The sequence below is a fragment of the Pontibacter populi genome (assembly GCF_019336435.1).
Taxonomy (GTDB): domain Bacteria; phylum Bacteroidota; class Bacteroidia; order Cytophagales; family Hymenobacteraceae; genus Pontibacter; species Pontibacter humidus.
The window spans coordinates 509,487-530,235 of sequence record NZ_JAHWXQ010000002.1 but is presented as its reverse complement, the minus strand read 5'-3'; the positions used below and the strand labels follow the sequence as shown (position 1 = coordinate 530,235).

Below are 20,749 nucleotides of genomic sequence, written 5' to 3'. Positions count from 1 at the left end.
GGTGGTGCCGGGGAGTTTTACTTCAGACTTTTGCAGATTTAACTTATAGTTGCTAACTAACACCAAACTATAGTGCGCGTAAACAGATTGTCTGATTTAAAACTATAACTATAAACCTGTGCAACAAACGTTATTTTCTTCTGCTGAGTACGGCTGGGAATGGATTGATATAGAGAATCCGAATGCGGAGGAGTTGCAGAAATTAGCCGATGAGTATGGGTTGCATCCGGCATCGGTGCGCGACTGTCTGCAGCCGGAACACCTGCCCAAATACGAGATAGCAAATAACATCGTATTCATTATTACCCGTATTTACGATACCAAAGCCCACCGTGAAGCAGATACCATTCAGGAACTGACCAATAAACTCTCCATCTTTTACCACGAGAATTTTGTCATTACCATACACCGGTACCCGGTAGCTTTTATCTCTGAAGTAAAAGAAAAATACATTGATACAAACCTGATCAAAACCTCTTCGGGCTTACTTACCCGCCTGGTCCGGTCTGCGTTGCGCACCTTTGATGACCCGGCTGATAAACTGGCAAACGATCTGGATTACTATGAGACCAAAACCTTTCTGCAGTCTAAGCCGGTTTCGCTTACTAAAGGCTTATACCATTTAAAACGCAAAGTAGGAGTGTCCAAACGCATTCTTAAATTATCGGAAGTAATACTGGATAACCTGAAACTGCTGCACCTTTCGCCTACGGAGATGCAGGATATGCAGGACCTGTACGTGCACATGGTCACGCTTTACGACGAACTGAACGATAGCACCAACCACCTGGTCAATACTTATATTTCACTCTCGTCTCAGAAAACGAACGATGTGATGCGGGTGCTAACCATCTTCTCCGTTTTCTTTATGCCGCTCACGTTTATAGTTGGCATTTACGGGATGAACTTCGAGTTTATGCCCGAGCTGCATTCTGCGTATGGTTACCCGCTGGTTCTTATTTCCATGGCTCTTATCACGCTGGTGGTATATGTCTGGTTCAGGCGTAAAGGCTGGCTCTGATTGATAAAGGTCAGCCGTATAGTTGATACAGGTCATTATTTTGGTAACCATTGTGGTCTACTTTTGTAACGTCAAGGTAAAGCTGGCGTCTAAGTCAGTACCTACGTTGGCACCAAGGTAATCCATGAAAAACTTCTTTGTTATATCGCTTATCGCCATTATGCTGCTGCAAATCTTTAGCAAGGTGGTAGTGCTGGTAGATTTCCAGGCGAACAGGGAGTACATTATGGAGTTCCTGTGTATAAACCGCGACAAGCCCGAACTGAAATGCGAAGGCAAGTGCCAGCTCACCAAAAAACTGAAAGCCCAGCACGACACCGATAAACAGGCGAACGAGCGCGGCCAGAAACAGGAAGTGCAGGTTAACCTGTATTGCCAGAATTTATTCTCCTTAAAACCGATCATCCCGGAAACTATAGTTACCTACCCATCAGGTTATACCTTCAGCTATAGCTCCATTGCTTATCACTGCATCTTCCACCCACCTCAGGTTATAGTTTAATTCGCCGGCGAGTGTGCCGCTTATGCATGGTTTTGCGCAGGTTCAGGCCTGTTGCTACTATGGCTGCACACCGTAAATTCTGGATAAACTATAAACATTGCTTCCATGAGAAGTTTACTGATTTGTGTCGTGAGCCTGCTAGCGCTCAGCCACACTACCTATGCCCAAACCGCAACCAAAGGGCAGGTAATAGATGCTTTAACCAAAGAGCCGCTTTACGGCGTAACCATACGTACCACGCAATCCAAAACCAGAACTATAACCGGAGCGGATGGTACCTTTAACCTGGCTGCAACTATAGCTTCCGACTCGCTGGTGTTCTCTTACATAGGCTACGATGCCCAGAGAAAGCCTTTGAAAAACAATGAGCTGCTGGTGCAGCTACAGCCATCTGCCAATCAACTGAACCAGGTAGTAGTCTCAGCCAGCCGCGAGGCTTCTGTGCGTACCGAAACGCCGGTTGCCATCAGCGCCATCTCAAAAGAAGTGTTACTCGAAACCAAGGCCGTGTCGCTGGAACAGGTACTGAACAAGGTGAGCGGAGTGTATATGGTTAACCTGGGTAACGAACAGCACACCATGGCCATTCGTCAGCCTATCGGGTACAAAAGTTTGTTCCTGTACCTGGAAGATGGCATTCCGATACGGGCAACCGGTGACTTTAACCACAACGCGCTGATAGAGATAAACATGGGGGCGCTTCGCAGCATTGAAGTCATCCGCGGACCGGCATCGTCGATGTACGGCAGCGAAGCAATTGGCGGGGCCATCAACTTTATTACCCAGGCTCCCGCACAGATATTTACCGCCAAACTACAGGCCGAAGGCAGCGATAAAGGCTACCGCCGAACAGATTTCAGCGCATCAAATACCTTTGGTAAACTGGGCGTGTATGTGGCAGGATATTATGCAGCACAGCGCAACGGCATCATCGAGCACAGCGATTTCGATAAACTGGCGCTTACTTTACGTGCAGACTATAGTTTCAACAGCAAAACGAAACTGATCTCAACGGCTAGTTTAATTGATTACCAAACCGACCAGACCGGCGGCCTGGACAGCACCCGTTTTTACAGCAAAGAGTACAGCAGCCAGCACACTTTTACCTACCGCAAAGTAAATGCGCTGCGGGTAAGAACCACACTGGAGCAGAACTGGAACACGCAGCATAGCACCCAGTTAACCGCTTTTTACCGCAACAACGCCATCGGCCAGAATCCTTTTTATGCCATCAGGAATGTAAAAGATAACCCACTGAAAGCGAAAGGGGAGATCAACGAAGATGCTTTCCAGAGTTACGGATTGATTGCGCAGCATAAAATCCTGTTCCCGTTTCTGAATGCTCAACTTATCAGCGGCATCAGCACAGACTATAGCCCTGCCACTTACCAGGCAGAGCTGATTGACATTGACCGCAGCGAGACAGGCAAGTATACCAACTATAGTCAAATGGGCACATCGCTTACCAACTATAAGGTAGACTTACTGAACACGGCAGCTTACACCCAGTTTGAGCTAAATCCGCTGGAAAGACTGAAGGCCGTTGCCGCGCTGCGATATGACCGCCTGGACTATTATTTTGATAACCACCTGGAGCCGGGCGCCTATACGGGTGCACCTGACGAGAAGAACGGTTTTAAAAGTCTTACGCCGAAACTGGGCATGAGCTACGACCTGGGCAGAAGCATGGGCGTTTACACCAACTATAGCGTAGGTTTTACGCCTCCGCAAATAACAGAACTATACCGGGGCGTGCAGGTACCTACGCTCAAGCCATCAAACTATAAAAACTACGAAGCCGGCGGCTGGATCAGTTTCGCTGAAACCAAAGGCTACCTGGATGTTAGTGTCTATCAACTGGATGGTAGAAATGAGATCGTAGCTGTTAGGCTGGAGGATGGCTCTTATGAAAACCAGAATGCAGGACAAACCCGCCACCGTGGCGTAGAATATACCTTTAAATACGCGCCTGTTCAAACGCTTAATTTCCGGTTTAGCGGCACTAACGCGAAGCACTCTTACATTGAGTTTACAGAGAAGGGGACGGATTTTGATGGCAAGGAAATGGCTACTGCGCCGCGCTTTATCAGCAACACCGAAGTGTGTTTTAAGCCCGCAACTATAAAAGGCCTGCGCCTGAGCCTGGAGTGGCAGCACATGGGTAAATATTACCTGGATGCCGCAAACTCAGAAAAATATACCGGCTACGACCTGCTGAATGCACGTGTAGGCTACTCAGTTGGCGGGCTGGAACTATGGACCAACGCCCTGAACCTGACTAACCAACTATACGCTACCACTGCTGACAAGTACAGCTATGGCAAAAGCTACCGCCAGGGCGCACCGAGAACTATACACATTGGCGTTGGCTATACTTTTGGAGTAAAAGCCAACTAACCTCAAACCGCACACATCATGTTACGATCATATAATATATTCTATAGTTTGTTTTTAGCAGCGCTGCTTCTAATTGTGAGCTGCAAACAAAGTACTTCAGGGAATCAAGGTGCTGGTATTGCTGGAGATCAGACTTTACCAGCAGTAAGAATTTCAGCAGAGGGAATGTCGGCCTTATGCCCTTACCTGACAAAAGATGAAAAAGGCAATGCCGTGTTGAGTTGGGTGCAGGCCACAGATACCACTGGTAATTTTCTGATGGCCTATGCTGTATCCGCAGATGGTGGAAAGACCTTTGGCGATCCGCAAACTATACCAACTACAAAAGGCATTCATCCGCACGACGAGAATCTGCCCAAAATACTTTTCAGAAAGAATGGCGATATCATGGCGATGTTCCCGGTTAGCAACCCGAACCCGAAGAACAGTTATGCCGGCCTAGTTTTCTATACCCAGTCGTTTGATGGCGGAAAGAGCTGGACCAATGCAAAACAACTGGCAGAAGACACTATAAACAGCATTGATGAACGCTATTTCGATATAGAAATGCTGCCTAACGGTGAGGTTGGTGCTATCTGGCTCGACTCCAGGAAGGATACTGACAAGGAAGGCTCCAGCTTGTACTTTGCCAGTACCAATGGTCGCAACGGTTTTGTAGGGGAGAAGGTAATTGATACGCAACTATGCCAGTGCTGCCGCACCGATCTGTACTTAGACCAGCAAAAGCAACTGCACGTAGCCTACCGCGGCATCCTGAACGACAGCGTCCGCGATATGATGCACCTGGTTTCTGTTGATGGTGGCAAAACGTTTGCAAATCCGGAGCGCATCAGTGCTGATAACTGGGTAATTGATGGTTGTCCGCACACAGGCCCGGCTATGGTATCAAATAAATTCGGGATGCATTATGCCTGGTTTACAATGGGCGGTGGCAGCGGTGTATACTATAGCCAGAAAGAAGCAGGCAAGACTTTTACTTCCCGCGAAACTATAAGCAACGCTCCGGCTGCCCGGCATCCGCAACTAAGCACTTTTAACAACGGTAAACTTGCCGTAGTATGGGACGAACGAGGCAACGACAGCAGCAAACCAAATAATTACATCGGCCTACAGATCAGGAATGAAAACGGTGCCCACTTAAAAACAACCCAACTGACAGAAGCCAATGGCAGCGCCGTGTACCCGGTCATCACTACTATAAATGATAAGGATTTATTGGTTGCATATACTATAAAGAAGGAGAGCGGCAATGAAGTGTGGTGGCAGTTGGTGAAGCCTGGGATTTAGTGGTTAATATACGATTGTGCCATTCGGGCCAAGCCTTTTCTTTCATGGCTTTCTGTAATCCTGAGAGCTTTAGTTGCCTACAGTTTTATAGTTTGCTTTGGTGCCCTCACGGCCGGGAGGCCTCGTCTTCGGGCATCGCGCGGTGTACATTTGCTTTGCTCCTTCGTCGCAATGCTTGGCAGCACCGCAAATCTACAAGGCGCTCAACCCAAAGACTGTGATCAGTTCGATAGCTATAGTTGGTGTATGGTTTGAATCAGAAAGCTTCGAGCTTGATCGTGGTTATAGTTTAGAGGGGACAGGTAAACCTGCCCTGCTTATGGGCTATAACTATAATTGATTTAGATTTCTCCTTTCGTCGAAATGACAGGTGGGGAAGCAGTAGTTGAAAAGTCCCCCTTTGAAGGGGGCAGGGGATGACAAAGACTAACTATAAAACTATAGATTGAAAATTGGAATGACAGAATTGTCCCATTAAGGGGACTATAGGGGTGTTAAGGTTTCAACTATAAAACGATAAGTGAACTATAAACTATAGCTGAAATTCCCCTCTCGGGAGGGGTAGGGGTAGGTTAAAACAGCAACTATAAAACTAAAGCTCCATCTATAGCGAAAGCCAAATCACTAATTCTAAAACCTACTAGCTTCCTACTTCAAAACTATAAGCAGGATCGGCTACCATAGCCATCGACAAATCCTCTACTTCCACTACCTCGCCGGATTGCAACTCGCCTAAATGAATTCTGCCAATTCTTACACGAACTAAACGTAAAGTAGGAAAACCGGCTGCAGCGGTCATTTTGCGGACCTGGCGGTTTTTGCCTTCTGTTAATGTGATAGAGACCCAACTGGTAGGGCCATGGCGGTCGTCGCGTATTTTGCGGCTGCGTTGCGGAAAGCCGGGAGCTTGCTCTAACCTGAAAGCGGCGCATGGCAGGGTCGTGTACTTGTCGCCGCCAATACCGATTTCTACGCCTTCCTGTAGTAGTTTTATGGCTTCGTCAGTTATCAGGCCGTCTACTTGGGCGTAGTATTCTTTCTCGATATGTTTGCTGCGTACCTGCTCGCTAACTTTACCATTAGTAGTCAGCAACAGAAGCCCTTCGCTGTCTTCATCCAGTCTTCCAATAGCCATGGTTCCTTCCGGAAAGTCGTGCAGTTCGCCGAGCATTTTCTTCTTTTTGTGCTCACAAACAAACTGGCTCAGGTAACCATAGGGCTTATGTACTATAAAATGGCGGTGTGTCATAAAAGGGAACTATAAAGGCGCAAGTTACGCAATTTATAGTTGCGGCTTTCGCAGGACACGGCCGGCACGCTCGCCTGTGAGATCTTCCTGTTCTTTTACCACTTTTCCATTCACTATAACATACCTGAAACCTGTACTTAACTGCATCGGCTCCTCATAAGTGGCATTTGCTTTTATTTCTGACGGGTCGAAGAGTAACAGGTCTGCTTTGTAGCCGGGCATTATAAAACCACGATCCGGTATGCCTATCGTTTCAGCGGTCAGGCCGGTCATTTTGCGAATGCCTTCTTCCAGCGAAAATAATTGCTTTTCAAACACAAAGGTCTCGATCATCTTCGCAAACGAGCCGAAGCTGCGCGGATGGTTCATAAATGGACTACCATCAGTACAAAGCATCGTGTGTGGGTATTTTAGCAAAGTATCCTGCAGGGCCTCATCCATTATAAAATAAGCACCAAATGCACCATAAGGTCCAATATCATCGCGCAGCACTTCTTCAAATGGTTTGTTAAGCTCTGTAGCTACCTGCCCCAAGGTTTTACCTGCATAAGGTCCGGTTCCCAGTAAAGTAGCTTCCGGGCCATTGCGGGAAATTATCTTTTCCTTCAGGAATTGCTTCAGTTCTTCACCGCGTGTAGCTTTTATTTCCTCGTAGTTATTAGGCAGTTTGGCCCAGTCCGGAAACAGGATTTCGATAGAGGTGTAACTGGCGGTATAAGGATAAAAATCAGCGGATGCTTTAATCCCTTTTGAGCGGGCATCATCCAATAAGTTACATATCTCTTCAGCACGGCTGGTACCTTTGCCATACACCACTTTTATATGCGATATCTGCACCGGGCAGTATTTTCCCTGCGATAGCAGTTCTTCAATAGCCGGAACTATAGTTGCATCGTTCTCGCTACGCATGTGGCTCATGATTATGCCGCCCCGTTCGCCTACGATTTTTGCCAGCCTGTCCAGTTCAGGAGTTTTGCAGTTGAAGCCGGGATTATATTCCAGTCCGGTTGTCATCCCGAAACAGCCCAGGTCCATGCCTTCGTGCAGCAGCTGCTCCATTTCGGCAAAGTCTTCTTCCGTAGGTTCCGGTTTATACTTGGCCCCGCTCTGCATCCGGATGGTATTGTGGCCTGCAAACATCACAATATTTACGCCGGGCTGCAGCTCATCTACACGGTTCATCCAACTGCTCAAGGGCTCTCCCGAACTATAGCTGTCTTCGCTCAGGTCGGGGCTGAAACCGTCCTGGCCCAGGCAAATGGTCGTTACGCCCATCGCCAGAAAATTAGCGAACTCCGGTGTTTTGAAAGGCTCGCCATGGGCATGTGCATCTATAAAACCGGGTGTAAGCAAAAGGCCGTTTCCATCAATAATCCTTTTTGCGGTATACGATGTGGCGTTGTGTTTCCCGATCAGTACGATCTCATCCTCTTTTACCCATACATCAGCAATATAAGGGGTCTTTCCTGTTCCATCGTGTATAGTTGCGCCGGTTATCAGCAGGTCGTAAGTCATGGGTGTTGGCTCTTGTTTATTTGCTTATACGAACTTACTGATTTTTGAAAAGCAAACTATAAACCGGCCTATCTTTCCAACTCTTTCAACAGGTCTTCCAGGTCAAGGCGTTCGGTGAACATATTTACAGAGCCATCTTCGGTTCTGGGCCATTCATCGCGCGGGCGGTCCCAGTATAGTTCGAGGCCGTTCTGGTCGGGGTCGTTGAGGTAAATGGCTTCCGAGACACCGTGGTCGGAGGCACCTGTAAGCGGATAATTGGCTTCCAGCAACCGTTTAACTATAGCTGCAAGGTCTTTACGGGTAGGGTAAAGAATGGCTGCATGAAAAAGACCAGCCGTATTGCGTGGTGCCGGGCCTCCGCCTTTGCTGTACCAGGTATTAAGTCCGATGTGGTGATGATAACCACCGGCAGATACAAAAGCTGCTTCCTTGCCATACATCTGCATCAGTTCAAAGCCAAGCAGGCCGGTATAAAAGTCCATGGCACGTTGCAGGTCAGATACTTTTAAATGCACATGGCCGATACAGGTTTTTGCGGGTACTTTATAGTTGTCTTCCATAAACTGGCTACATTTTTATACCTTATACTATAAAGCGCGATGAAAAGGTAATAACTGACAACCAGCCGTACAGTAAAAAAACAGGCACTTCTGTGTGGAAGTGCCTGTCTATAGTTTTTATTCTTTTACGATCCGTATGGTCTTGCTCAAACCCGTGCTGTCTGTGTATTTCAGGAAATACATTCCGGGGTTAAGCCTTGCTTTTGCCAGGTTAATTTCCAGTTTGTTTTCAACCAGTTGCACATTGGGTACATTGTATTTCAGCACGCCTTCCGGTGTCAGGATCACCACCTGCTTTAAGGTAACTTGCTGGTTGCCCATATCAAGTACTAATACATTTTTAAACGGATTGGGGTAAGTGGTAGCCTCCACAACTGTAACAGGAGGCGTAGGTGCCGGAGTGGGAGCAGGGGCGGCGGCAGAACCCATCGGCGACAGTCTGTTACCTGCAATTGGTCTTTCCAGGGTGCCATCCGGTAACTGCCATCCTACAGCTACGTTATCTTCTCCTTTTCCTTCCACATGCAATACTTCAACGTAATAGCGTTTGCCGGCTTCCAGCACAATGGCTACCGACCTTTGCGACGATTGCTTGGTCCATTCGCGGCTGCCGGTATAGCCATTTACATAAGCTATTCTTTTCTTTTGTGCCGGGTCTTCGGACGTGCTCAGGTAGAGTTCAGCGTTATTGTCGCCTGCAATCCAGAAAGTATATTGCCCGCTGGCAGGTGCTGTTATATATCCTCGTATACGCTGTCCATAATGATCAGCCACATTGCTATGCGATTCAAATATTTTAAGTTCTTTCGTGCTGGCAGGCGCCTGGTTCACAGGTATCTCACTTACATTTTCTATCTGGATGTTCGTCCACATTTCGCTGATGATCACCCCTGTGCCACTTACAGTAGTGCCTGGTTCCGGAGTTGGTTCAGGAGTCGGCGTTGGTTCCGGTGTTGGAGCCGGAGTTGTAGTTGGTACACCTTCCCCAGATCCGCCCGGGCCTACCACAATGCCTTTGCTGCTCAGTTTTTGCTGCCACAACGTAAACTCATCGCGTTCATGCTGCTTGGTAATAATACCCGGTAAAGAGGTATTGTTCTCTGCCGAAGCGCCCGACATATCGGATATGTCTCTTCTGTCGTTTGGCCAGTTCCAGGCCATTACCCCAAGGGTATTGTTGTCGATGGAGTTGGAATAGGTAATCCCGGTCTTTTCATAGTCTTTACTCCACACCCCGGAAGTATACATGTTAAAGCGGGAACCGTCATCGAAGGTAGCAGAGTTTATAACCCTGTTATGATGATAGCGGATGTTATGCCCGGCCGCAATGCCCATAGAATAGTTGCCAAGGTTCACCAGCTGGTTATCATATGCTTCAATAAAGGCCGGGCATCTGTCAGCATTGCCATCACTGTCCGTCAGAATACCTCCACCGGAAAAGCTGCTGGCCTGCGCATTTACAGGGTAAGCGCCCTGTATGTAGTTATTATGTATCCTGATTGGTGATGATGGGGTGCCACGTGAGTTATAAATGTTGATGTTATCTTCCTTCACAGATTTGTTTGGTTCATTGATCACCTGGTTCCAAGCCACCTCTACATGGGGTACCTGGCCTCTGTAGTTAAACTGCACAAACTGTGCGTGCATTTTGCCGCCGTACACACGCCCGTCAATGTTCTTCACTTTGTTATACCGGATCTTGATCGTCTGATTTGTAGAGCCGTCTCCACGATAATCATCTCCTAACACAATGCCGGTAGTGCTTTCCATGTAACAGTTCTCAACTACCAGGTTTCTGAAATCATTCAGTGTTACAAAGCGTCGGGTCTTGGGGTAGTCTGAAGTAGGAGTAGGTGTAATACCGTAGCCGTTCGTATTCTTTACCGTTATATCGGCTGCATAGTACCAGCTTTTTATCAGGAAGCCAGCGCCCCGAACATTGGAGTTGATGATAACGACAGGCTCTGTTGTACGGATATCGACTGCTGCTACATCTGAGTTGGTTGACTCCCAGTTACCGGTGTACGTACCGCCTTTTGTAATGACAATGGGGCCACTGTAGGTCTGGGCTTTTGAATAAATTGGAGAGAGTAAAAGGGCCAGGATCAGAACCGGCCGGATGTGAAAAATGAAATTAAGAACCGTTTTGGAGTACACATTTCTCAGTACCATAGCGAACTTGTAAAGTTGGACAATATATAACAATACTAATATTAAAGACTAGAAAAATATGATAAACGGTAGCAAATCTATCATTTAAAATTAAATAAATGCAAATTATTAAAGCAAATGTTTAGTAAAGTGCAAAATTATGGGGTTACTAATTGCACGAAACTTTAAATCGAAGAATCAAATAATAAAATGTTGATATACAGTTAAATGAGGATGTACTCATAGTTTATGCTTGCTAAAGTGTAATTTCTAAACCCCTGGAGTCAGCATATTAATTGCACTGTTTTTTCTCATAAAATTTTAATAAAATTTATAATATTAAATAAATAGGATATTATATAGTTTGAGGTTTTAAAGCAATCTGTGTTAAAAAACTATAAATCAGGAGCAGCGTTTTTTAGGTATGACAGAGCAAAAATTATTTATGGTGATGGTGGGATGCCGGCCACCTGGCAGAAACACTGAACAGCACGATGTGTTTTTCGGAATAGGGCAAACTATAAAAGTCCTGATACCGCAGCTTAAAAAGTTCTGGCCCGGGGCAGGCAAAATGCATGTAGATGCCTGGCGCGAAATAACTATAGTTGATACCTGGAAGATTGAGGTTTTACCAAAGCAGGAAACACCTATGGAGAACGATGGCTATAGTTTATATTTCCTGAACCTGGGCGGCTATAAGCAAGGCGAGTTTGATGAGTTTCATTACAGGTTGCTGGTGGTGGCGAAAAATAAAAATGAGGCGTTGCGGGTAGCAAAGCAATCAGCATTTTACAAGCATACAGGTTTTAAGGAAGCACCAGCACACATAGACGATAAGTTTGGCGTGGACGTAGATGATCTGCACCAGGTAAAGGAGATTCTTGCCCCTGATTTAAAAGACCTCTATAGTTTGCGTATTACACCCACAAACAGCCCCGGAACCGATAAACTATACCTTGGTTATTTTCCGTTTGATAAACTATAAACTTAACTTGGCAGCATAAAACTTATGCCGGCTCAGGCTGTTTGTAAGCATGCAGGTAACTGCAGAACAGGTAACCGGAACTATGTAATCCCTACATGAAACGATACTTTCCATTTGTTTTTTTGCTTCTACTGAATGCCTGCACAGGTAAGCAGGAAACCACCCAGCCAACAGTAGAGGCTATTACAGAATCGGTGTATGCATCGGGTGTGGTGAAAAGCAGGGATCAGTACCAGGTTTTCCCGACAGTAAGCGGTATAATACAGCAGCTATTGGTTACCGAAGGCGATGTTGTTAAGAAGGGCGACCCGCTGCTGAAAATAGACAACGAAGCCGCCCGGTTAAGTACCGAAAATGCCCGCATAGCTGCCGAATACTCTAGTGTAGGTGCCAACACAGCCAAACTAAGCGAACTGCAGGAAACAATAGACCTGGCCAGAAGCAAGAAACAAAACGACTCGCTTCTGTTGGTACGGCAACGCAACCTGTGGGCAAACAAAATAGGCACCCGCGTAGAGCTCGAGCAGCGGGAGCTAAGCTATAAAAACTCGGTTACAGCGCTGCAATCTGCCATATTACGCTACAGAGACCTTAAGAAACAGCTCGACTTTGCGGCAAAACAATCGCAGAAGAATTTGCAGATTAGTGAGACCGTGACGGGTGACTACACGGTGAGAAGCGAGACAGATGGCAAGGTGTATAGTGTCCTGAAAGAAAAAGGGGAGATGGTGAGCCCGCAAATGCCGGTTGCTGTAATTGGTGCCGCTAATGATTTTATTCTGGAACTGCAGGTGGATGAATATGACATTGCCCGCATAAAACCAGGCCAGCAGGTGATGCTGAACTTAGATAGTTATAAAGGACAGGTGTTTGAAGCAAAAGTAACTAAAGTGAATCCGGCCATGAACGAAAGAACCCGTTCCTTTACTGTGGAAGCCAGTTTTGTTACCTCACCGCCTGCACTTTATCCCAACCTTACCACTGAGGCCAACATTGTTATACGGCGCAAAGAAAACGCACTTATCATTCCGCGGGAGTACCTGGTTGACGGTACTTATGTGCTGAACGAGGACAATGAAAAAGTACAGGTTAAAACAGGGCTGAAAGACTATCAGAAAGTTGAGATACTGGAAGGGCTGACCAAAGAGGATGTGATCGTAAAACCGGCACAATGAACGCAAAGCTAATTTTCGGGATAGCTAAATCGCTGTTGCTGGCAAGGCTGGGACAAACGCTGGTGGCTGCCGTTGGCGTTACGTTCAGTATTGCCATGTTCATTACGCTGCTCAGTTTCATGAATGGCCTCAACGACCTGCTCGATGGCCTGATCCTGAACCGAACGCCCCATGTACGCCTTTACAACGAGATCAAACCAAGCGAAGACCAACCCATCAATTCAGCGGCAGCTTTTAAAGATTCTTATAACTTCATCAGTTCCATAAAATCCGGGATCAGCCGGCAGGAGATCTATAATAGCGGCCCTATTTTGCAGGCAGTAAAAAACGACCCGCGCGTGCTGGGAGCTACCCCCAAAGTAACAACACAGGTATTCTTTAACGAAGGAACTATAGATATTACCGGTGTAATAAACGGAGTAGATGTAGAGGAAGAGATGCGCCTTTTTAAATTCCGGGATTATGTGACCGCAGGCAATGCTATTAATGCGAAGAACGTGGCCAACAGCATTATTTTAGGCAAAGGCCTTGCCGACATTCTGGCCGCGGATATTGGCGATGTGGTGCAGGTAACCACGGTGCAGGGCGAACGGTTCCCGCTAAAGGTGGTTGGTTATTTTCAGTCGGGCATCCAGGAAATTGATAAGGTGCAGAGCTATGCTTCTATAGTTACCGCTCAAAAGCTGATGGGCAAGCCAGCCAACTACATCACAGACATACAGGTAAAGCTCTACGACCTTGCAATGGCCCCGGCCGTTGCCCAGGAATACAGGCAAAAGTTTAACATAGACGCCGAAGACATTCAGACAGCCAATTCGCAGTTTGAAACAGGCAGCAATGTGCGGTCTATTATCTCGTATGCCGTTGGAATAACACTGCTTATAGTTGCGGGCTTTGGTATTTTCAACATCCTGAACATGATGATCTATGAAAAAATGGATTCCATTGCGATTCTGAAAGCCACCGGTTTTTCCGGTAGGGATGTAAACAGCGTGTTCCTGGTGATTGCGCTGAGCATTGGTTTCTTTGGTGGGATGGTCGGGTTGCTGTTCGGCTTTATCTTTTCGGTCATTATAGATAACATACCATTTGTTACGGCTGCGCTGCCAACTGTAAAAACATACCCGGTAAATTATAGCCCGATCTTTTATTTTATCGGCGGCTTCTTTTCATTGATCACCACGTATTTTGCAGGATTTTTTCCGGCACGAAAAGCCAGCCGGGTTGACCCTGTAGAAATTATAAGAGGCAAATAACATGCAGGATACGATACTGGAGGCGCGCCACATTGTAAAGGAGTTTCATGACCCGGTAACGGTGCAGGTGCTCACTGATATTACTTTTAAAATTACCAAGGGAGAGTTTGTTTCTGTTATCGGGAAGTCGGGTTGCGGCAAGTCTACGCTGCTCTACATCCTGTCAACGATGGATACGGACTATAAAGGCGAGCTGCTGATAGATCAGGAACTGATGACCGGCAGGAGTGATGTGGAGCTGGCGCGAATTCGTAACGAAAAGATCGGTTTTGTATTCCAGTTTCATTACCTACTCAACGAGTTCTCGGTTATCCGGAATGTTATGCTGCCGGGCTTAAAATTAGGCAGATACAGCGAACAGGAAGTAGAACACCGGGCACTCGAGAAATTGAAAATGCTGGGCATAGATCACCTGGCAACCAAAGAGGCGTACCGTATATCAGGTGGCGAAAAGCAGCGTGTAGCTATAGCCCGTGCCCTGATCAATGATCCGCATATTGTAATGGGCGACGAGCCAACCGGGAACCTGGATACCAAAAACAGCGAGATGGTATTTGAGATATTTCATGAACTGGCCGATGTGCATAACCAGACCTTGCTTATAGTTACCCACGACCAGGGATTTGCCGAGCGCAGCGGCCGCATCATCGAAATGGAAGATGGCAGGATTATCAGGCATTAAGTATCAGCCTGCAATTTTCTGCTCAGTTTTCTCTTTCAGTCTGATTAATTCTTCTTCAATGGCAGGGCTCAGGACTAGGATCAGGTGTTCGGCAAAAGCTGCATTCTCCAAGGGCTTTTCGTCCATCAATGTGATCAGCCCGATGGCTTCGCCCGCATCCGATAATAGTAAACTGCCCAGATAACTTTCAATGCCCAGTTCCTTCAATTCAACATCTGTAGGGAAACTATCCGAAACATCAACCGGGAAGTAGCAGAAACGCTGTGTGATTACTTCGTTGCATGGAGTGCCTTTCAGGTGATAGGATATATTGTTGAGTACCTGGTTTTCCCGCAGAAAGGCACAGGAATGGGCTTTTTGGGCATCATCGGTCAGCAAGCCAATAAGTACATATTTTGCCCGCGCCTTTTCAGAAATGAACGCAGCCAGATCAGTCAGAAAGGTGTCGCTTCTTTCTTTGTCGATAAGGGCAATAGCTTCTTCCAGGATCAAATTCTCCTTTTCGCCGGGTTCATACTGCCAATGATGAATAAAACGATACTCCATTGATTATAACCTGCTTTAAGTATACAAAACTAAGTTTAAAAAGTATTGGTTCGACTTGCGGTCAATAATTTAATGTTTTTATTATTATAATTGATTGATAAAGAAGGCTATAGTTGGATTTTGATCGTGTCGGGTAGTAAAAGTTAAAATCGTAAGCTTCTGCATATTTTAAAAACAATAACTACTGACTTTGCTTCTGCGTGTAAAGAGTTTAACCCGATCAGGATCATCTATGAAAACAAGAACCATTTTACTGAACGAACGCCCACAGGGCCTGCCCACCGACAGCACTTTTAAATTTACGGAAGAGGAATTACCTGAGCTGCAGGATGGACAGGTTCTGCTGAAAGCACTTTACATTTCTGTAGACCCTTACATGCGGGGGCGCATGAGCGATGCAAAATCGTATGTGCCACCTTATAAGCTGCACGAGCCTATAGTGGGTGGTATCATAGCTGAGGTAACGGAAAGCCGCCATGCAAAACTGCCGCAAGGTAGCGTAGTGTTGGGCAATCTGCCCTGGCAAACCTATAGTATCTCTGAGGGCAGAGGACTGACGGCGATAGACCCGGACATTGCCCCATTGAGCTATTATCTAGGTATCCTGGGTATGCCAGGTCTCACGGCTTATTGCGGATTGCTTTTTATTGGCGACCCTAAACCGGACGAGACAGTGGTGGTATCCGGGGCAGCTGGTGCGGTAGGCACTGTTGTAGGGCAGATAGCGAAGCTGAAAGGGTGCCGGGTGATAGGCATAGCGGGTTCTGATGATAAAGTAGATTACCTGAAACAGGAATTGGGCTTTGATGAAGCGATAAACTATAAAAGTACTTCTGATATGCGCAGTGCGCTGAAAGCTGCGTGCCCGGATGGGGTGGATGTTTATTTTGATAATGTAGGAGGGGAGATATCTGACGCTGTTTATAGTTTGCTGAACAACTTTGCCCGAATTGCAGTGTGCGGGCAGATCGCTTTATACAATGCTACTACGCCACCAATAGGACCACGTGTTGAACCTATTTTACTTAAAACCAAGTCGCTGATGAAGGGATTTATAGTGAGCGACTACGCAGACAGGTTTGTAGAAGCCGCCTCAGTACTCACAGGTTGGATACAGGAAGGAAAGCTGAAATATGAAGAAACAATTGCAGAAGGTTTTGACCAGTTGCCACATGCCTTCTTAGGTTTGTTCTCAGGGGAGAATATAGGAAAGCAGCTCGTTAAAGTAGCAGACTATAGCGGTAGCTAGCGTGCCGCGGAATAAGAGTTGTTGCATTTAGCTGACTTGTTTTCATGCACCGAAAAGCATTTAACAGAGGTAGGTTTTAAACTATAAAAGCACCCGGTTACAGGTGCTTTTATAGTTTATAGTTTGCTATAGTTTAGCAATTGCCGTCAATGCTGCAGCTGTCTCCTTCGGTGTTGATTTGTTGCAGGGTAGGGGCTATCTGCGCAAATGCCTGGTGGAACACTTCGGATGGTTGGGCGCCGCTAATCAGGTACTGGTCGTTTATAATAAAGGCCGGTACACCGGTAATGCCCGAAGCCTGAGCCCACTGCTCCATTTCCCGAACTTCCTTTTTGCCTTCTTCGCTTTCAAAGAAGTTCTCCAGTTTGTCGGCTGGTATTCCGTTTTCAGTTCCTATCTTTTTAAGCAGGGCTGTGTCGTTCATGTTGTTGCCTTCAGTAAAGTAACTATAGAATAATGCTTCTGCTACTTTATCCTGCACGCCATACTCGCCGGCAAGCCAGATAAGCCTGTGGCCGTTAAAGGTGTTATTGATCCTTGTCTGCTTATCAAAGTTAAATTCTATCCCAACTTCTTTCCCTGTATCTGCCAGGCGCTGGTTCATAGCACCGATTTGGGATACTATCTGCGGACCATAGTTATTTTTAAAATACTCGACCTTGTCCATACCTTCCGGGGCAATGGCAGCGTTCAGTTCGAAGGGTTTAAAGGCAACCTCAAATTCATAGTTGTCTTTAGCTGTAGCCAGGGCACTGTTCAGGCGCTGTTCGCCCACATAGCACCACGGGCAGTTAATATCTGAAACTATATCGATCTTTATTTTTTGTTTACTCATGTCTTTATGCTTTATGACTCCAAAACAGGCAGGTTTGCAAAATGTTATAAACTATAGTTTACCTGATTCGCCTGCTGTTTCGCTTTATAGGTGTTAACAAAAATTCGAGGCCATTTAGTTTTATTTCGTAGGCTGTGGCCAGCAACATCCCCAGTTTTCCCTCCGGAAAGCCCTTACGCTGAAACCACTCCAGGTAAGAAACCGGCAGATCGCTGATAAAGGTGTTTTTGTATTTACCGAACGGCATTTTCATCTTAACCAGGTCCACAAGCAGTTGCGGATCCATCCCTAAATTCTCCATAAGCAAACGCAGGTTTCTGTAAGAAAAGCCGCTATAGTTGGTGTGTTTTAAAACTCAAAGATAGCTTAAAATATGGTGCCAGGATAAACTGCAAAGCTGTGCAGAAACAGAAAATTATAGTTTGATCAGCCTTTGGGAAACCGGTCTCTTTCCATTTTTTCAATACGCTTTGCCAGTTCCATGATCTGGTCCAGATCGGTCTGTTCCGAGGAATAAACTTCCTGATCCAGCGCCATAACTGTGGGTGAAAGTGTGTTATGCAACACTTTCATGTTGTTGATATAATTGTCGAGCTGCCTGGTAATAGTAACATAGAACTGCGGATTTTCAGTGGCCTGGTCCAGGTAACCGACTTTCATGTTTTCAGCGGCACGAATCTCCTCGTAAATTAAGGTGGCAAGTTCCTGTCGAGTAATCTGGGGAGGCAGGTTATTTATGAAATCTTTGATCTCAAAATTCATCAGCTATTTTTTAACTGTAGTATACGCGCCTGCCGCAACGGGTTCTATCGTAAATCTCAAATTCTTTTGAAGAACAATTCTTTGTCATTCTCCCAAACACAAAGGATTCGTTTGTCGGGCATTTCGATTGTTTCGATGTAGCTGCCTTCGCCTATAGTTTGTACCGCTTTGGAGTGCAGGAATTTAAGTTTCAGGTCATCGCCGTCTTTCCAGGTAATGGCAGGATTAGTGCCACCACTTATGCGGCAGTTACGACCTTTGCCAACTGCTACTTCGGCTTTGCCGGGCTGGGCATAATAAATGTTGCCATCGCGTTGCCAGGCCGTATGCACACTGTCGCTTTCGTCTAACACCAGGCCACCACCATCCATCGGGCAGCCTTCCACTTTCCAGGTTTCATTGCCTAATTTCTGTGGAGTCGTAAAGGTTTTGCCGCCGTTTGTTGAGCTTGTAAAATAAAAGTCGCGCGAACCGTTCAGCCAGTTACGGAACATCAGGTTTACTTCTCTGTCATTTACAACGATGCTTGGCTTGCAGCATTCACAAACCGTGCTATCCGGGGACTCATATACAATGCGATTTGCAGACCAGGTAGTAGCAGGGCCGGAAGCAGTAGCCAGTGCAATCTTGTTTTGTTTGTTATTTCTGATATCAAGCCACAGGGCATAAAAATTGTCGTTTGCGTCGGAGGCAATGCTCATCAGGCCTTCGGCAGCAACCTGCGGCACATCGTTTACACCGGCAGCTTTCTCCCATTTCCCGGTTCCATGATCCAGGCTGAACGAGTGGATATTTCCTTTTTTGTCGATAGCAGTAACAAGCGTATAGTTGGCCGAACTCGCGATCTGAGGACCCATCGACATCCCTAACAAAAGTCCCGGGACGGTGCCAACCAATTCTGGTTCTGTAAAGCTCTGCCCGTTGTCTGTGGAAGTAGCGCAGTAGATGTTCTCCTCCAGGCCATACACTACGCGGGTTATGCCATCCGCATCAACAGAAAGTTGCGGCTGGCGGCCTTTTGCCAGCAGTTGGGTATTTGTTTCGGTAGCAGGGGAGTTACAGGCAAAGTTCAGGAATAACAGCAGCGCAAATGGTAGCAGGTGTAGAGTTGTCTTCATCAGGTGGTTTATGATTGCAGTTGTAGTTTGTAAGTTAGTATATTTTCTGTAATGTTTTCAGTTTCTGCCTGGCAACTATAGGCTTATCGATTGCCGGCCTCAAAAGGAGTTGAAAACAGATTTCGGAAATGCAGCAGAACAGGATTGCTGATAGTGCGCCGGGTAACTATAGTTTGAAATTAAATATTGGGCACAAAAAAAAGAGGCACTTTAGTTAGTGCCTCTTTTTTGATCAGTAACTATAAAATTACTTTTTGAAAACTTCTTCGTTGCTTCCGCACTTCAGCATTTGATCGCCGAAATACGGGTTACGGATTTCCTCGTTTGAGCTGAGCCAGTAAGCGCCCTGGTCGTTGTTGGCCATCGGGCAATGCTGGTAGTAGAGTGTCTGGCTGGCAGCACCAAAAGCTTTGGATAACGCAAACGTAGCTTCAGAAAGCAGTTCCAGCTGTGCGCGCTGCAGATCCAGGTCAGCAGCTTCTGCCATCGCGGAAGCAGCTTGCTTTACTTCACTCAGTCTTTCTTCAGCAAACGTCTTCTGTTCGCCTTCCAGGCCGGTTACTTCTACTTTATTTGCGGCAGCAACTATAGCTTTGGCATCTTCCTGTGCTTTTTTAGCGTCAGAGGCTACCAGGTTATCTTTCAGTTTCAGGTAATTATCAACTACAACTGTTAGCTGCTCTTTTACCGGCGCAGCTACTGCTGTATAATCCGGAGTTTCTACCACTACTTTGCTTTCAGCAGGCATGTTGTCGCCGTGCGCCATGCCTTCGTGGTGCTCCATGTTACCGGTTTCCGCAGAATTTTCCTGTTTTGTATCAGAACAAGAAGTAAATACAAATGCTGCAAGAGCAGCTGCTACAACTGTTTTCTTCATGATGGTTTGACTTGGTATAAAGTTTAAAGTTAGTGATTCATTTTGAAAAGTAGTGGACTTGCCTGCTATACTTAACTATAGCAGCTAGCAAGCAGGGCTACTGTACATATTTCTTATAGTTCTCTTCGGATGCAAAGTACAGCACATCGCCGTTGGCACTGCCGGGTTTCAGGGCAATGAATGCTTCTGCTTTGTCTATTTCCTGGCCTGTTACCGGGTCTTTTGCATAGCGTACTTCGCGCTCATTTTTAATGGTCTTCACGCACATCTCGCAGCAGCCATAGTACATCTTTTCTTCAAAAGGAACCGGGAACTGTTTCTTGCCGCCCATATAGGCATTATTCACCATACAAACCAGGTCTTTGGGTAATCCATCACCAGTCATCAGTTCAGCTGGATCGGCTGTTTGCTGCGCCTGCGTACCTGCGGCAGCCATATGGCCGGCATGGCCTTCAGCTGGCATTTCAGTTAACGGTTCAGGAGTTGCAGCTGCCTGTGTTTGAGGTGCCTTTTCTGAAGAGCAGGAAACCAGCAGCACAGCAGCAAATACAGCGATATAATTCAGGTTCTTTTTCATGG

At 46.4% G+C, this 20,749-nt stretch carries 21 protein-coding genes; 10 read left to right on the top strand and 11 right to left on the bottom strand.

The window, feature by feature from the left end; all coding sequences use genetic code 11:
• The first annotated feature begins 118 nt into the window (after nt 1-118).
• The 5 genes from KYK27_RS08810 to KYK27_RS18415 all read left to right on the top strand — a co-directional run bounded on the left by KYK27_RS08810 (nt 119) and on the right by KYK27_RS18415 (nt 5,547).
• Complete coding sequence (locus KYK27_RS08810; protein ID WP_199109662.1) at nt 119-1,021, top strand: CorA family divalent cation transporter; 903 nt, start codon at nt 119-121, stop codon at nt 1,019-1,021.
• A gap of 124 nt (nt 1,022-1,145) precedes the next feature.
• Entirely contained in the window at nt 1,146-1,523 is a 378-nt protein-coding gene (locus tag KYK27_RS08805) for a hypothetical protein (protein ID WP_199109661.1), read from the top strand.
• Between the two features lie 105 nt (nt 1,524-1,628).
• Entirely contained in the window at nt 1,629-3,920 is a 2,292-nt protein-coding gene (locus tag KYK27_RS08800) for a TonB-dependent receptor (RefSeq protein WP_199109660.1), read from the top strand.
• Between the two features lie 18 nt (nt 3,921-3,938).
• Entirely contained in the window at nt 3,939-5,207 is a 1,269-nt protein-coding gene (locus KYK27_RS08795) for a sialidase family protein (RefSeq protein WP_199109659.1), read from the top strand.
• A gap of 217 nt (nt 5,208-5,424) precedes the next feature.
• Entirely contained in the window at nt 5,425-5,547 is a 123-nt protein-coding gene (locus KYK27_RS18415) for a hypothetical protein (RefSeq protein ID WP_255532022.1), read from the top strand.
• 300 nt (nt 5,548-5,847) lie between these two features.
• On the opposite strand, the gene KYK27_RS08790 is transcribed toward KYK27_RS18415, so the two are convergent.
• The 4 genes from KYK27_RS08790 to KYK27_RS08775 all read right to left on the bottom strand — a co-directional run bounded on the left by KYK27_RS08790 (nt 5,848) and on the right by KYK27_RS08775 (nt 10,706).
• Entirely contained in the window at nt 5,848-6,456 is a 609-nt protein-coding gene (locus KYK27_RS08790) for a pseudouridine synthase (protein WP_199109658.1), read from the bottom strand.
• A 33-nt stretch (nt 6,457-6,489) separates the two neighbouring features.
• Nucleotides 6,490-7,971 (bottom strand): N-acyl-D-amino-acid deacylase family protein, encoded by a 1,482-nt coding sequence (locus KYK27_RS08785; RefSeq protein WP_199109657.1) that lies wholly within the window; start codon nt 7,969-7,971, stop codon nt 6,490-6,492.
• A 68-nt stretch (nt 7,972-8,039) separates the two neighbouring features.
• The gene (locus KYK27_RS08780) at nt 8,040-8,534 is read right to left on the bottom strand and encodes a VOC family protein (RefSeq protein WP_199109656.1); all 495 of its coding nucleotides are present in this window, start codon (nt 8,532-8,534) and stop codon (nt 8,040-8,042) included.
• A gap of 117 nt (nt 8,535-8,651) precedes the next feature.
• Nucleotides 8,652-10,706: a PA14 domain-containing protein gene (locus tag KYK27_RS08775; RefSeq protein WP_199109655.1), complete on the bottom strand. Its 2,055-nt coding sequence runs from the start codon at nt 10,704-10,706 to the stop codon at nt 8,652-8,654.
• 403 nt (nt 10,707-11,109) lie between these two features.
• On the opposite strand from KYK27_RS08775, the gene KYK27_RS08770 reads away from it, so the two are divergent.
• From KYK27_RS08770 to KYK27_RS08755, 4 genes are all read left to right on the top strand, one after another.
• Nucleotides 11,110-11,670 carry a DUF1543 domain-containing protein gene (locus KYK27_RS08770; protein ID WP_233150347.1) on the top strand — a complete coding sequence of 187 codons (561 nt, stop codon included), beginning with the start codon at nt 11,110-11,112 and terminating at the stop codon, nt 11,668-11,670.
• A 95-nt stretch (nt 11,671-11,765) separates the two neighbouring features.
• Complete coding sequence (locus KYK27_RS08765) at nt 11,766-12,845, top strand: efflux RND transporter periplasmic adaptor subunit (protein ID WP_199109654.1); 1,080 nt, start codon at nt 11,766-11,768, stop codon at nt 12,843-12,845.
• The gene (locus KYK27_RS08760; RefSeq protein ID WP_199109653.1) at nt 12,842-14,101 is read left to right on the top strand and encodes an ABC transporter permease; all 1,260 of its coding nucleotides are present in this window, start codon (nt 12,842-12,844) and stop codon (nt 14,099-14,101) included. Before KYK27_RS08765 ends, KYK27_RS08760 begins: the two co-directional genes overlap by 4 nt.
• A 1-nt stretch (nt 14,102) precedes the next feature.
• Nucleotides 14,103-14,783, top strand: a complete 681-nt coding sequence (locus tag KYK27_RS08755; RefSeq protein WP_199109652.1) for an ABC transporter ATP-binding protein — start codon at nt 14,103-14,105, stop codon at nt 14,781-14,783.
• A 3-nt stretch (nt 14,784-14,786) separates the two neighbouring features.
• Here KYK27_RS08755 and KYK27_RS08750 read toward each other — a convergent pair whose 3' ends face one another.
• Nucleotides 14,787-15,329 (bottom strand): hypothetical protein, encoded by a 543-nt coding sequence (locus KYK27_RS08750; protein WP_199109651.1) that lies wholly within the window; start codon nt 15,327-15,329, stop codon nt 14,787-14,789.
• A gap of 232 nt (nt 15,330-15,561) precedes the next feature.
• Between KYK27_RS08750 and KYK27_RS08745 the strand changes: the two genes are divergently transcribed.
• On the top strand, nt 15,562-16,578 hold the full coding sequence (locus KYK27_RS08745) for an NADP-dependent oxidoreductase (protein ID WP_199109650.1): 1,017 nt from the start codon (nt 15,562-15,564) through the stop codon (nt 16,576-16,578).
• Nucleotides 16,579-16,711: 133 nt separating this feature from the next.
• Here the strand turns inward: KYK27_RS08745 and KYK27_RS08740 are convergent, their stop codons facing one another.
• The 6 genes from KYK27_RS08740 to KYK27_RS08715 form a co-directional block, all read right to left on the bottom strand.
• Entirely contained in the window at nt 16,712-17,413 is a 702-nt protein-coding gene (locus KYK27_RS08740) for a DsbA family oxidoreductase (RefSeq protein WP_199109649.1), read from the bottom strand.
• A gap of 58 nt (nt 17,414-17,471) precedes the next feature.
• Nucleotides 17,472-17,714, bottom strand: a complete 243-nt coding sequence (locus tag KYK27_RS08735) for a DUF3820 family protein (protein WP_233150346.1) — start codon at nt 17,712-17,714, stop codon at nt 17,472-17,474.
• A gap of 125 nt (nt 17,715-17,839) precedes the next feature.
• Nucleotides 17,840-18,175: a hypothetical protein gene (locus KYK27_RS08730; RefSeq protein ID WP_199109648.1), complete on the bottom strand. Its 336-nt coding sequence runs from the start codon at nt 18,173-18,175 to the stop codon at nt 17,840-17,842.
• A gap of 56 nt (nt 18,176-18,231) precedes the next feature.
• Nucleotides 18,232-19,293: a sialidase family protein gene (locus KYK27_RS08725; RefSeq protein WP_233150345.1), complete on the bottom strand. Its 1,062-nt coding sequence runs from the start codon at nt 19,291-19,293 to the stop codon at nt 18,232-18,234.
• A 247-nt stretch (nt 19,294-19,540) separates the two neighbouring features.
• Nucleotides 19,541-20,170, bottom strand: coding sequence for a DUF3347 domain-containing protein (locus tag KYK27_RS08720; protein WP_233150344.1), 630 nt, complete (start codon nt 20,168-20,170; stop codon nt 19,541-19,543).
• Between the two features lie 97 nt (nt 20,171-20,267).
• Nucleotides 20,268-20,747 carry a hypothetical protein gene (locus KYK27_RS08715; RefSeq protein ID WP_199109647.1) on the bottom strand — a complete coding sequence of 160 codons (480 nt, stop codon included), beginning with the start codon at nt 20,745-20,747 and terminating at the stop codon, nt 20,268-20,270.
• Between the last annotated feature and the right edge of the window lie 2 nt (nt 20,748-20,749).

Excerpts from the sequence above, each read along its gene's own strand:
- KYK27_RS08805 (WP_199109661.1), top strand. The coding sequence starts at position 1,146 with ATGAAAAACTTCTTTGTTATATCGCTTATCGCCATTATGCTGCTGCAA.
- KYK27_RS08800 (WP_199109660.1), top strand. The coding sequence starts at position 1,629 with ATGAGAAGTTTACTGATTTGTGTCGTGAGCCTGCTAGCGCTCAGCCAC.
- KYK27_RS08795 (WP_199109659.1), top strand. The coding sequence starts at position 3,939 with ATGTTACGATCATATAATATATTCTATAGTTTGTTTTTAGCAGCGCTG.
- KYK27_RS08790 (WP_199109658.1), bottom strand. The coding sequence starts at position 6,456 with ATGACACACCGCCATTTTATAGTACATAAGCCCTATGGTTACCTGAGC.
- KYK27_RS08785 (WP_199109657.1), bottom strand. The coding sequence starts at position 7,971 with ATGACTTACGACCTGCTGATAACCGGCGCAACTATACACGATGGAACA.
- KYK27_RS08780 (WP_199109656.1), bottom strand. The coding sequence starts at position 8,534 with ATGGAAGACAACTATAAAGTACCCGCAAAAACCTGTATCGGCCATGTG.
- KYK27_RS08775 (WP_199109655.1), bottom strand. The coding sequence starts at position 10,706 with ATGGTACTGAGAAATGTGTACTCCAAAACGGTTCTTAATTTCATTTTT.
- KYK27_RS08770 (WP_233150347.1), top strand. The coding sequence starts at position 11,110 with ATGACAGAGCAAAAATTATTTATGGTGATGGTGGGATGCCGGCCACCT.
- KYK27_RS08765 (WP_199109654.1), top strand. The coding sequence starts at position 11,766 with ATGAAACGATACTTTCCATTTGTTTTTTTGCTTCTACTGAATGCCTGC.
- KYK27_RS08760 (WP_199109653.1), top strand. The coding sequence starts at position 12,842 with ATGAACGCAAAGCTAATTTTCGGGATAGCTAAATCGCTGTTGCTGGCA.
- KYK27_RS08755 (WP_199109652.1), top strand. The coding sequence starts at position 14,103 with ATGCAGGATACGATACTGGAGGCGCGCCACATTGTAAAGGAGTTTCAT.
- KYK27_RS08750 (WP_199109651.1), bottom strand. The coding sequence starts at position 15,329 with ATGGAGTATCGTTTTATTCATCATTGGCAGTATGAACCCGGCGAAAAG.
- KYK27_RS08745 (WP_199109650.1), top strand. The coding sequence starts at position 15,562 with ATGAAAACAAGAACCATTTTACTGAACGAACGCCCACAGGGCCTGCCC.
- KYK27_RS08740 (WP_199109649.1), bottom strand. The coding sequence starts at position 17,413 with ATGAGTAAACAAAAAATAAAGATCGATATAGTTTCAGATATTAACTGC.
- KYK27_RS08735 (WP_233150346.1), bottom strand. The coding sequence starts at position 17,714 with ATGGAGAATTTAGGGATGGATCCGCAACTGCTTGTGGACCTGGTTAAG.
- KYK27_RS08730 (WP_199109648.1), bottom strand. The coding sequence starts at position 18,175 with ATGAATTTTGAGATCAAAGATTTCATAAATAACCTGCCTCCCCAGATT.
- KYK27_RS08725 (WP_233150345.1), bottom strand. The coding sequence starts at position 19,293 with ATGAAGACAACTCTACACCTGCTACCATTTGCGCTGCTGTTATTCCTG.
- KYK27_RS08720 (WP_233150344.1), bottom strand. The coding sequence starts at position 20,170 with ATGAAGAAAACAGTTGTAGCAGCTGCTCTTGCAGCATTTGTATTTACT.
- KYK27_RS08715 (WP_199109647.1), bottom strand. The coding sequence starts at position 20,747 with ATGAAAAAGAACCTGAATTATATCGCTGTATTTGCTGCTGTGCTGCTG.